This is a genomic window from Rhodococcus sp. C26F (genome assembly GCF_053345925.1).
The window spans coordinates 174,680-186,047 of the sequence record NZ_JBKFBA010000004.1 but is presented as its reverse complement, the minus strand read 5'-3'; the positions used below and the strand labels follow the sequence as shown (position 1 = coordinate 186,047).

Genomic DNA, 11,368 nt, shown 5'->3' with positions numbered 1-11,368 from the left:
CCCGTCTCGGCGGCCACGCTCACCCGACTCGCCGATCACGCACCGGAGCTGCGCGAACCCTGGCCCCGCGAAGCCCTCGACGACTTCCTGGTGCTGCTCGGCTCGGGACGTCGCGCGGTCGACGTCATCGAGTCGCTGGACCGCACCGGACTGTGGGGGCGGTTGCTCCCCGAATGGGGTGCGGTGCGCGACCTGCCGCCCCGCGACGCCGTCCACACGTGGACCGTGGACAGGCACCTCGTCGAGACCGCTGTGTACGCGAGCGAACTGACGACGCGGGTCGCCCGTCCGGACCTGCTCGTCCTCGGCGCGTTGCTGCACGACATCGGGAAGGGACGCGGCGGCGACCACAGCGTGGTCGGTGCCGAACTGGCCCTGCAGATCGGGCGGCGGATGGGCCTGTGGCCTTCGGATCTGGCGCTGCTCACCTCGATGGTGCGGCACCATCTGCTCCTGCCGCACACCGCGACCCGCCGCGACCTCGACGATCCGGAGACCGTGGCCGCGGTCGTCGGCGCCCTCGACGGGGATCCGGTGCTGCTCGACCTGCTCCACGCCTTGGCCGAGGCGGATTCGCAGGCCACCGGCCCGGGGGTGTGGGGGGACTGGAAGGCGTCGCTGATCCGGGAACTCGTGCGCCGCTGCCGCATGATGATGGCGGGGGACGAGCTGCCGGCACCGGATCCGATCGATCCCGCCCTCGCGAACCTCGCCGAGGACGGCGCCCTGCACGTCGCGCTCGAACCACGTGAGGACGGCCGCAGCTTTTCCGCGACCTTCGTCGCGCCCGACGAGCGGGGCGTGCTCTCCGACGAGGCCGGCGTGCTCTCCCTGCACGGTCTGCGGGTGCTGTCGGCCTCGATCGGCAGTCACGCCGGCAGCACGGTCAACAGCTTCGTCGTGGCCCCGAGATTCGGCTCACCGCCCGAAGCGGCGCTGCTCCGGCAGGAACTCGTGCGGGCGCGCTCCGGCGACCTGGACCTCCTCGGTGCCCTCGAGGCCAAGGATCGCGCCGAACGCGAGAGCCGGCTTCCCGAGCGAACGGCCCGGGCGGTTCCCGTCAGCGCCGCTCTCGCGCCGCCGCGGATCATCTGGTTCGAAGGCTCCGAAGCGGATCAGGTGGTGCTCGAGATCCGATCGGAGGACCGGATCGGTCTGCTGTGCCGTCTCGCGGACGTCTTCGAGCGTGTCGGAGCCGACGTGCGGTGGGCGCGGGTGAGTACGCTGGGTTCGACGGTGATCGACTCGTTCTGTGTCGATCTCGCCGGTGCCCACACCCGTGTCTCCCGGGAACATCTCGAGAAGGAACTGCTGTCGGTCCTGCCTGCGCCCGAGCCGCCCGCGCCCGCCGACAGATCGTGACCGACGGATCGTGACCGCGCGGGCGGCCCGCCCTGTGGCGTGGCCACCCGCGGTCGCGACGGATCGGGAGCGGTTACCCTGGTTCGCAGCAATGTCCGCATCTTCGTCAGAGCTCAGGAGCGCATTCGGTGTTCGAATCCCTTTCCGACAGGTTGACAGGGGTCCTGAAGGACCTGCGCGGCAAGGGGCGGCTGTCCGACGCGGACATCGACGCGACCTGCCGTGAGATCCGCCTCGCCCTGCTCGAGGCCGACGTCGCGCTGCCCGTCGTGCGCGAGTTCATCAAGAAGATCAAGGTGCGCGCCAAGGGCGCCGAGGTGCACAGCGCGCTGAACCCGGCCCAGCAGGTCGTCAAGATCGTTAACGAGGAACTCGTCGGGATCCTCGGCGGCGAGACCCGTCGTCTGCAGTTCGCGAAGACCCCGCCGACGGTCATCATGCTCGCCGGCCTGCAGGGTGCCGGTAAGACCACCCTCGCGGGCAAGCTCGCGAAGTGGCTCAAGGCGCAGGGGCACACCCCGATGCTGGTCGCCTGCGACCTCCAGCGCCCCGGCGCTGTCACCCAGCTGCAGGTGGTCGGTGAGCGTGCCGGCGTGTCGGTCTTCGCGCCCCATCCCGGCACCTCCATCGGCGGAGGCGAGAACGAACTCGGAGTCACCGCTGCCGACCCGATCGTCGTGGCAGAGCAGGGCATCGCCGAGGCGCGCAACAAGCAGTACGACGTGGTCATCGTCGACACCGCCGGTCGCCTCGGTATCGACCAGGAACTCATGGCGCAGGCCGCGGGCATCCGCGACGCGGTGCAGCCCGACGAGGTCCTGTTCGTCCTCGACGCGATGATCGGTCAGGACGCCGTGAGCACCGCCGAGGCGTTCCGCGAGGGTGTCGGCTTCACCGGCGTGGTGCTCACCAAGCTCGACGGCGACGCTCGCGGTGGTGCCGCGCTCAGCGTCCGCGAGCTCACCGGCCAGCCGATCATGTTCGCCTCCACCGGTGAGAAGCTCGAGGACTTCGACGTCTTCCACCCCGAGCGCATGGCCAGCCGCATCCTCGGGATGGGTGACGTGCTCACCCTGATCGAGCAGGCCGAGCAGGTCTTCGACGCCGAGCAGGCCGAGGCCACCGCCAACAAGATCGGTTCCGGCGAGCTCACCCTCGAGGACTTCCTCGAGCAGATGATGGCCGTGCGGAAGATGGGCCCCATCGCCAATCTCCTGGGCATGCTGCCCGGAGCCGGGCAGATGAAGGACGCCCTCGCCAACGTCGACGAGAAGCAGCTCGACCGCATCCAGGCGATCATCCGCGGCATGACGCCGGAGGAGCGCGCCAACCCGAAGATCATCAACGGCTCGCGGCGACTGCGCATCGCCAACGGTTCCGGTGTGAAGGTCTCCGACGTCAACCAGCTCGTCGACCGGTTCTTCGAGGCCCGGAAGATGATGACGGCCATGGCCGGCCAGATGGGCATGCCGGGCGCACGCAAGAACCAGCGCAAGAAGGGCAAGAAGGGGAAGAAGGGCGGTCGCGGACCGACGCCGCCGAAGGTGCGGGGCGGTATGCCCGGCGGCTTCCCCGGTCTCCCGGGTGGCATGCCCGCCGGGATGCCCGACCTGTCGAAGATGCCGAAGGGCCTCGACGAGCTTCCTCCGGGACTCGAGAACTTCGACCTGTCGAAGCTGAAGTTCCCCAAGAACTGAGCCGGCCGGGGATGACCGTGACCGAGGGTGATGCGCGTTCCTTCGTCGTGCGAGGCCGGTCGTTGGCCGACGGCGAACCCGTCGAACTGTTCGTCGGGGCCGACGGATCGTTCACGAACGAGCCCGGCCGCGACTCCGAGGTGCTCTGTGCCGACGGCTGGATCCTGCCGGGCCTCGTCGACGCGCACTGCCACGTCGGCATCCGGTTCGGCGGGGGAGCGGAGGACGAGGAGGGTCTGCTCGCGCAGGCCGTCACCGAACGCGACGCGGGTGTCCTGCTGCTCCGCGACGCCGGTTCGCCCGTCGACACCCGGGCCCTCGATCAGCGGGCGGACCTGCCCCGGATCATCCGGGCCGGCCGGCACATCGCCCTGCCCAAGCGCTACATCCGCGGGCTGCCCGTCGACCTCGAGGACGAGTCGCAGCTGCCCGACGAAGTGGCCCGTCAGGCCCGGGCCGGTGACGGTTGGGTCAAACTCATCGGCGACTGGATCGACCGGGAGGCCGGCGACCTCGCGCCGCTGTGGAGCGACGAGATCCTCGTCGAGGCGATCGCCGCGGCCCACCGCGAGGGCGCGCGGGTGACGGCGCACGTCTTCGGTGAGGACGCCCTGCCCGGACTGCTCGCGGCGGGGATCGACTGCATCGAACACGGCACTGGCCTGACCGACGAGACCATCGCGACGATGGCCGCCCACGGCACCGCGCTCGTGCCGACACTGGTCAACATCGAGAACTTCCCGGACATCGCCGCTTCGGCGACGCGATTCCCGGTGTACGCGGCGCACATGCGTGCTCTGTACGCGCGCCTCGACGAGACCATCGGCGCCGCCCACGAGGCGGGCATCCCGATCTACGCGGGCACCGATGCCGGTGGTCAGGTGCAGCACGGGCGCATCGCCGACGAGATCGCGTCGCTCGTGCGCGTGGGTCTCGACCCCACCGAGGCGTACGCGGCGGCGAGCTGGAAGGCCCGCGCATGGCTCGGGCACCCGAGTCTCGAACCGGGGACGTCGGCGGATTTCGTCGTGTACCGGGAGGATCCGCGCAGCGACCCCGCGGCCGCGCGTCCCGATCTCGTGGTGCTCCGCGGCCGGGTGGTCTCGGGGAGCCCCGCGCGGCTGTAGAGAGGGTGCGCGGAGTCACCGGGTGCCGGTTTCGTCCTGGCTCGCGCGTCTGGCAGAATGGTTCGCTGTCGTCGCATCCGGTTACGTACCGCGCGGCGGTCACAGGCTAGAGGCAAAACCGGGCGTGCCAGAAGGGCGCGTCGTCCGAATTGCACGTGACACGCGCCTCGGCGCACCCCGAAGGAGAACACAGCAGTGGCTGTCAAGATCAAGCTCACCCGTCTCGGCAAGATCCGCAACCCGCAGTACCGCATCGTCGTCGCGGACTCGCGCACCCGCCGCAACGGCCGGGCCATCGAGACCATCGGCAAGTACCACCCGAAGGAAGAGCCTTCGCTGATCGAGATCGACTCGGAGCGTGCGCAGTACTGGCTGAACGTCGGCGCGCAGCCGACCGAGCCGGTCCTCAACCTCTTCAAGATCACCGGTGACTGGCAGAAGTTCAAGGGCCTGCCGGGTGCCGAGGGCACGCTGAAGAAGGCGGAGCCGAAGCCGTCCAAGCTCGAGCTGTTCCAGGCCGCCCTCGCGCAGGCCGAGAACGAGCCGGCTGCCGAGGCCGTCACGCCCAAGAAGAAGAAGGCTGCCAAGGAAGAGTCCACCGAGGCCGAGTCCACCGAGGCCGCCGAGTAATGAGCGCCGTGGTCGCCGATGCCGTCGAGCATCTCGTTCGTGGAATCGTCGCCCATCCCGACGACGTCCGCGTCGACCTGATCGCGGGCCGTCGGGGCCGCACCGTCGAGGTGCACGTCAATCCCGACGACCTCGGCAAGGTCATCGGCCGCGGCGGTCGCACCGCGACCGCGCTGCGGACCCTCGTCACCGGAATCGGTGGCCGGGGTATCCGTGTCGACGTCGTCGACACCGACCGCTAGGCGAGCGTCGATGGAGCTCGTCGTGGGCCGTGTGGCCAAGTCGCACGGCATCAGAGGCGAAGTCGTCGTCGAGGTTCGCACCGACGAACCCGAGGAGCGCTTCGCCGTCGGCGCGGTCCTGCGTGGCCGTAAGCCTCGCGACAAGCACCTGCACGAGTACACAGTGGAAGCCGCCCNCTTCTGCTGCGCCTGCAGGGCATCGACGGTCGCGACGCCGCCGACGCACTGCGCGGGGTGCTGTTCGTCGTCGACAGCGCCGACCTTCCGCCGTCCGACGACCCGGACGAGTTCTACGACCACGAACTCGAAGGGCTGACGGTGCGGATCGTCGCCGGTCGCCCCGACGGCGGAACCGAGGTCGGCACCGTCCGCGAGGTCCTGCACACGGCCGCCGGCGAACTGCTGTCGATCCGGCCTGCCGGCCAGGAGCGCGGAGAGTTGCTCGTCCCGTTCGTCACCGAGATCGTCCCGACGGTGTCGGTCCGGGACGGCGTGATCGAGATCGATCCGCCCGAAGGACTCCTCGACCCCGACTTCGGGGAACCGCCGTCCAAGAAGAAGAAGTCGACCGAGGGGAAGCAGTAGTCCGTGCGGCTCGACGTCGTCACCATCTTCCCCGAATATCTCGAACCCCTGCGCGTCGCCCTGCTCGGCAAGGCGATCGACAAGGGCCTCATCTCCGTCGGCGTGCACAACCTGCGCGACTGGACGCACGACGTGCACAAGGCCGTCGACGACGCGCCCTACGGCGGCGGACCGGGCATGGTCATGAAACCCACCGTGTGGGGACCGGCGCTCGACGATGTGCTCGCCGGACCCGATGGTGAAACCGATCCCGACGTACTGCTCGTCGTCCCGACGCCCGCCGGCCGCCGCTTCGATCAGGCCACCGCACAACGGTGGTCGAAGGAGAAGCGGATCGTCTTCGCCTGCGGCCGCTACGAAGGAATCGACCAGCGCGTCTTCGACGATGCCGCGCGGCGCGTGCGCGTCGAAGAAGTGAGCATCGGCGACTACGTCCTCATCGGCGGGGAGGTCGCCGTCCTCGTCATGGTCGAGGCCGTCGTCCGTCTGCTGCCCGGTGTACTCGGCAATCAGCTGTCGCACCAGGAGGATTCGTTCTCCGACGGACTGCTCGAAGGGCCGAGCTACACCCGGCCGGCGGTGTGGCGCGACCTCGAGGTGCCGCCGGTGCTGCTGTCCGGCGACCACGGCAAGGTCGCTCGCTGGCGCCACGAGCAGTCGCTCGAACGCACCCGCGAACGACGACCCGATCTGCTCCCGTCCGACGACTGACGCCGGGCCCGACGGTCCTCAGGGCCGGTGCGCGCTTCCGAGCGTCGTCTCGACCGCCAGCGTGACGGTCTCGCGCGCGTGTTGCGCGCTCCCGTCGTCCGTCGCGTCGTACATCGCCGTGTCGGGCAGGAAACCGGTGTCGTAGAAGGGATCCGACTCGTCGTAGGTGACGGTCTCCCGTGCCGCGACCACGACCACGTAACGGCGGTCGTCGCCGAAGAACCCGGTGGACAGGTGCAGCCATTCACCGGCCAGGCAACACATCCACCCCTGCTTCACACCCAGCTCCGTGGAGTCGCCGAGACCCTCGGGAAGCCCGAAACGCTGGTCGTATCCGTCGATGCCCTCGTCGGTGAACTCCACCAGATGGCCGACGATCCGGGCCGCGCTCTCGTCACCGGAGGCGCTGTCGCCGAGCAGATCGTCGTACCAGGTCAGCAGGTCCGACGCCGTCGTGGTCGTGTTCCACCACCAGGACCCCGGATCCGGGGGAGTCGTGCCGGTCAGGTTGTGCCGCTCCACGACGTGCTCGACGATCTCGGGACCACCGTAGGTCTCCCACAACAGCGTCGCCGCGTTGTCGTCCGACGACCGCAGCATCGACCGGATCAACTCGTGGTCCTCGTCGGCGAGCGTCGCCTCGTCCGTCACCTCGCGGTACAGGACCTCCTCGGCGATGAACAGCTTCACCGTCGAGGCGGTCTCGAAGGGTTCGTCCGAACCGCCGAGCACGCGGGTCCCGGATTCACGGTCGAGCACGGCGACGGTCAGGCGCGCTCCGCGGCTGTCGGCGAGCGCGACGGCCGCGTCGATCTGTCGGGGCAGTTCGGCCGTCGACAGCGTCACGGTCGATTCGTCGGAATCGGTGTCCGTCACCGAGGCGAGACCGAGCGCCTCGTGCGGGAGCGGATGGGAGTCCATCGATTCGCAGCCGGATACGGCCAGTGCGGTGGCCACGCACAGCATCATCGCGCCCGATCGTGCGCGTCCGCGCCCGTGCTTCATGTCCGGTTCCTGCATTCCATTGTGCTGTGGACGATAGCGCCGGTCCACCCGGCAGCCTGCACGGACCCCGCGCGCGAGCGCGAGTGCCGTTACGCGCGCGGGCGCCCCACGGTCACAGGCGCGGGCGCCCACGCTGCCACAGGCGCGGGCGGGGGACGGCAACTGTAGGGTCGTTCGACGTGACGACCGAACTCGACACCGTGAACCGGCGGATCGCCCAGGAACTCGACGTCCGCGAAGACCAGGTCGCTGCGGCCGTGGGACTGCTCGACGGCGGCGCGACCGTGCCGTTCGTCGCGCGCTACCGCAAGGAGGCGACCGGTGGGCTCGACGACGCCCAGCTGCGCACCCTCGAGGAACGCCTCCGCTATCTGCGTGAACTCGACGAGCGCCGTGTCGCGATCCTCGAATCGATCGAGGCGCAGGGCAAGCTCGACGACACGCTGCGCGGACAGATCATGCTCGCCGACACCAAGGCGCGGCTCGAGGACATCTACCTGCCGTTCAAGCCGAAGCGGCGCACCAAGGCGCAGATCGCGCGCGAGGCCGGTCACGAACCTGTCGCCGACGCGCTCATCGGCGACCCCACCACCGACCCCGCCGGATACACCTCCGAGCAGCTCGACGGTGCGCGCGCCATCCTCGTCGAACGCTTCGCCGAGGACGCGGACCTCGTCGGCGAGCTCCGCGAGGCGATGTGGACGCGCGGCAAGGTGAGTTCCACCGTGCGGTCCGGCAAGGAGAACGACGGCGCGAAGTTCTCCGACTACTTCGAGTTCTCGGAACCGTTCACCCAGCTGCCCTCGCACCGCATTCTCGCCCTCCTGCGCGGCGAGAAGGAGGAGGTGCTGTCGCTGTCGTTCGATCCCGAGATCGACGAGCCGGTGCCCGGTGAGCGCAGCTACTACGAGGGCCGGATCGCGACGCGCTTCGGCATCGCCGACGAGGGACGCGCCGCCGACAAGTGGCTGCTCGACACCGTGCGGTGGGCGTGGCGCACCAAGCTGCAGATGTCGCTGTCGCTGGACATCAGGATGCGGCTGCGGCAGTCCGCCGAGAAGGACGCGGTCGACGTCTTCGCCGCCAACCTCAAGGACCTGCTGCTCGCCGCACCGGCCGGAACGCGACCGACGATGGGCCTCGACCCCGGCTACCGCACCGGCACGAAGGTCGCCGTCGTCGACGCGACCGGCAAGGTCGTCGACCACACCACCATCTATCCGCATCAGCCGCACAACAAGCGTGACGAGGCCCTCGCGGTGCTCGCCGCGCTGGTCGCGCGGCACGGTGTCGAACTGATCGCCATCGGCAACGGCACGGCGTCGCGTGAGACAGACGCTCTCGCAGCCGAACTCGTGTCGCTGGCGAAGGTGCCCGGGCTGACGAAGATCGTGGTGTCCGAGGCGGGCGCGTCCGTCTACTCGGCCTCCGAGTACGCCACCAAGGAACTCCCGGATCTCGACGTGTCCATCCGCGGTGCGGTCTCCATCGCACGCCGCCTGCAGGATCCGCTCGCCGAACTGGTCAAGATCGACCCGAAGTCGATCGGTGTCGGCCAGTACCAGCACGACGTGTCCGAGACGATGCTCGCGCGGTCGCTGGGCGCGGTCGTCGAGGACGCGGTGAACGCCGTGGGTGTCGACGTCAACACGGCATCTGTCCCGCTGCTGTCGCGGGTCTCGGGTATCACCGGCTCGCTCGCGGAGAGCATCGTCGCTCACCGCGACCAGAACGGTCCGTTCCGTGCACGGAGAGCGCTCAAGGACGTTCCGCGACTCGGCCCGAAGGCCTTCGAACAGTGCGCGGGCTTCCTGCGCATTCCCAACGGCGACGACCCGCTCGACGCGTCCGCGGTGCACCCCGAGGCGTATCCGGTGGTGCGGCGGATCGTCGACCGGACCGGCAGCAGCGTCCGCGAACTGCTCGGCAACACCGCGACCCTGCGGAAGCTGCGCGCCGACGAGTTCGCCGACGACCGCTTCGGTGTCCCGACCGTCACCGACATCATCTCCGAGCTCGAGAAGCCCGGCCGTGACCCGCGTCCGGAGTTCAAGACCGCGACCTTCGCCGCCGGTGTCGAGAAGGTCGCCGACCTGAAGCCCGGCATGGTCCTCGAGGGAGTGGTCACCAACGTCGCGGCGTTCGGTGCGTTCGTCGACGTCGGTGTGCACCAGGACGGCCTCGTGCACGTCTCCGCCATGTCGCGCAGCTTCGTGAAGGATCCGCACGACGTCGTCCGGTCCGGTGAGGTCGTCAAGGTGAAGGTCCTCGAGGTCGACGTCGCGCGTCAGCGCATCGGTCTGACGCTGCGCCTCGACGACGAGATCCCCACCCCGGGCGCCGAGAAGTCCGGAGGTCAGCCGCGCGGAGGTGCTCGTCGCCCCGGAGGTCAGGGCAGCGGCAACCAGGGCGGCGGTCGTGGACGCAGCGGTCAGGGCAATCGTGGGCAGCAGGGCCGTGGCGGCGACCGCCGTTCGACGCCGGCCGCCTCCGGATCCATGGCCGACGCCCTGCGACGCGCCGGTTTCGGCAACAACTGACGCGAATCACCGGGTCACTCCTGCAATGCTGTGGACATGAGATCCACGGTGGCCGGGGTGATCCGGTGATGCTCGACTGGATGCGGCGCGAGATCGTCGATCAGGGGCGCCTGCCGCTGCTGTTCTTCCTCCTCGGTTTCGTGGCCGCGTTCGTCTTCATCCGGATCAGCGTGCGGTTGATCCGCGCGCAGGTGCGCTGGTGGCCCGGAAACATCACCCCGGGCGGTCAGCACGTGCACCACGTGGTGTTCGGTGTCGTCACGATGGTGATCGCCGGTGGGGGACTGATCGCGATCTCCGAGGATGCCAACCGCGTCGCCGCGTGCATCCTCGCGGCGCTCTTCGGAGTCGGCGCCGCGCTGACCCTCGACGAGTTCGCCCTGATCTTCTACCTGAACGACGTGTACTGGGAAGAACAGGGACGGGTGTCCGTCGACGCCGTCTTCGTGGCGATCGCCGTGACCGGGATGTGGTTGCTCGGCCTGCGACCGTTCGAACTCGGGGACACCACGAACTTCGAGGACAGCGGTGACTGGGCCGGACGGGCCGCGCTGGTGGTGGCCGTGCTCGTGAACCTCCTGCTCGCCGCGATCGTCCTGGCGAAAGGAAAGATCTGGACGGGCCTGGTGGGGCTGTTCGTCGTTCCGCTGCTGTGGGTCGGCGCGATCCGGCTCTCCCGGCCCGGCGCGCCCTGGGCTCGCTGGCGGTACGGCAAGCGGCCCCGTCGCATGGCGCGCGCGCTCGAACGCGAACGTCGACTGCGGCGCCCGGTGATCCGCGCCAAGATCTTCGTGCAGGATCTCGTCGCGGGCGCACCGACGCTCGAAACCGTGCGGGGCAGTGTCGAGCACTCGCGCACCGCGACCGAGGCCGAACTGGACCGTCGCGTCAAGCCGGCGCCACCGCCGATTTCATCGATCGATGTTCCGTCTGGCACAATGGACGGGTTGCCCCGTTCGGGCACGCCTACCTGACCTGGGCACGAACCGGTCGAGCCCGCCACACGGCGGTCGCCGCCAGGTTCCTCTGCTCGAGCGAACAAGAGGATGAAAAACCGATGAACACCCTGGACTTTCTGGACGCCAAGTCGCTGCGCGACGACATCCCGGACTTCCGTCCCGGCGACACTCTCGATGTGCACGTCAAGGTCATCGAGGGCAGCAAGGAGCGTGTGCAGGTCTTCAAGGGCGTCGTGATCCGGCGTCAGGGCGGCGGCATCCGCGAGACCTTCACCGTCCGCAAGGTTTCCTTCGGCGTCGGCGTGGAGCGCACCTTCCCGGTCCACAGCCCCAACCTCGCCAAGATCGACGTGCTGACCCGTGGCGACGTCCGTCGCGCGAAGCTCTACTACCTGCGTGAGCTGCGCGGCAAGGCTGCCAAGATCAAGGAGAAGCGCTGATCTTCGGCCGCTGATCAGCCCCCTGGGCTGCTCGGCACGGCTCCCGAGCCACCCGATACAGCATCCGACG

10 protein-coding genes and 1 pseudogene are annotated in these 11,368 nt (G+C 69.3%); 10 read left to right on the top strand and 1 reads right to left on the bottom strand.

The genetic code is table 11. The features are described 5' to 3' along the window. The 7 genes and pseudogenes from ACLBYD_RS07800 to trmD form a co-directional block, all read left to right on the top strand. On the top strand, positions 1–1,362 hold a 1,362-nt coding region (locus ACLBYD_RS07800), incomplete at its 5' end, for an HD domain-containing protein (protein WP_447815974.1). 128 nt (positions 1,363–1,490) lie between these two features. Next, entirely contained in the window at positions 1,491–3,059 is a 1,569-nt protein-coding gene (gene ffh, locus ACLBYD_RS07795; protein ID WP_447815973.1) for a signal recognition particle protein, read from the top strand. A gap of 11 nt (positions 3,060–3,070) precedes the next feature. After that, positions 3,071–4,186, top strand: coding sequence for an amidohydrolase family protein (locus tag ACLBYD_RS07790; protein ID WP_447815972.1), 1,116 nt, complete (start codon positions 3,071–3,073; stop codon positions 4,184–4,186). Positions 4,187–4,381: 195 nt separating this feature from the next. Then, positions 4,382–4,816, top strand: a complete 435-nt coding sequence (rpsP, locus tag ACLBYD_RS07785) for a 30S ribosomal protein S16 (protein ID WP_217579884.1) — start codon at positions 4,382–4,384, stop codon at positions 4,814–4,816. Next, entirely contained in the window at positions 4,816–5,058 is a 243-nt protein-coding gene (locus ACLBYD_RS07780; protein ID WP_006550954.1) for an RNA-binding protein, read from the top strand. The genes rpsP and ACLBYD_RS07780 overlap by 1 nt, the downstream gene beginning before the upstream one ends. Positions 5,059–5,068: 10 nt before the next feature. Continuing rightward, positions 5,069–5,643: pseudogene (rimM, locus tag ACLBYD_RS07775) on the top strand (ribosome maturation factor RimM). A 3-nt stretch (positions 5,644–5,646) separates the two neighbouring features. Continuing rightward, positions 5,647–6,354 (top strand): tRNA (guanosine(37)-N1)-methyltransferase TrmD, encoded by a 708-nt coding sequence (gene trmD, locus ACLBYD_RS07770; protein WP_447815971.1) that lies wholly within the window; start codon positions 5,647–5,649, stop codon positions 6,352–6,354. A gap of 18 nt (positions 6,355–6,372) precedes the next feature. On the opposite strand, the gene ACLBYD_RS07765 is transcribed toward trmD, so the two are convergent. Continuing rightward, positions 6,373–7,359 carry a hypothetical protein gene (locus ACLBYD_RS07765; protein WP_447815970.1) on the bottom strand — a complete coding sequence of 329 codons (987 nt, stop codon included), beginning with the start codon at positions 7,357–7,359 and terminating at the stop codon, positions 6,373–6,375. 179 nt (positions 7,360–7,538) lie between these two features. On the opposite strand from ACLBYD_RS07765, the gene ACLBYD_RS07760 reads away from it, so the two are divergent. The 3 genes from ACLBYD_RS07760 (at position 7,539) to rplS (ending at position 11,298) form a co-directional block, all read left to right on the top strand. Further along, positions 7,539–9,899: a Tex family protein gene (locus ACLBYD_RS07760; protein WP_447815969.1), complete on the top strand. Its 2,361-nt coding sequence runs from the start codon at positions 7,539–7,541 to the stop codon at positions 9,897–9,899. A 68-nt stretch (positions 9,900–9,967) separates the two neighbouring features. Continuing rightward, positions 9,968–10,873, top strand: a complete 906-nt coding sequence (locus ACLBYD_RS07755) for a hypothetical protein (RefSeq protein ID WP_024100629.1) — start codon at positions 9,968–9,970, stop codon at positions 10,871–10,873. An 83-nt stretch (positions 10,874–10,956) separates the two neighbouring features. After that, a complete protein-coding gene (gene rplS / locus ACLBYD_RS07750) occupies positions 10,957–11,298 on the top strand; it encodes a 50S ribosomal protein L19 (RefSeq protein ID WP_006550960.1) in 342 nt (113 codons plus the stop codon). The last annotated feature ends 70 nt before the right edge of the window (positions 11,299–11,368 follow it).

Excerpts from the sequence above, each read along its gene's own strand:
- ACLBYD_RS07790 (WP_447815972.1), top strand. The coding sequence starts at position 3,071 with ATGACCGTGACCGAGGGTGATGCGCGTTCCTTCGTCGTGCGAGGCCGG.
- ACLBYD_RS07780 (WP_006550954.1), top strand. The coding sequence starts at position 4,816 with ATGAGCGCCGTGGTCGCCGATGCCGTCGAGCATCTCGTTCGTGGAATC.
- ACLBYD_RS07765 (WP_447815970.1), bottom strand. The coding sequence starts at position 7,359 with ATGAAGCACGGGCGCGGACGCGCACGATCGGGCGCGATGATGCTGTGC.
- ACLBYD_RS07755 (WP_024100629.1), top strand. The coding sequence starts at position 9,968 with ATGCTCGACTGGATGCGGCGCGAGATCGTCGATCAGGGGCGCCTGCCG.
- rplS (WP_006550960.1), top strand. The coding sequence starts at position 10,957 with ATGAACACCCTGGACTTTCTGGACGCCAAGTCGCTGCGCGACGACATC.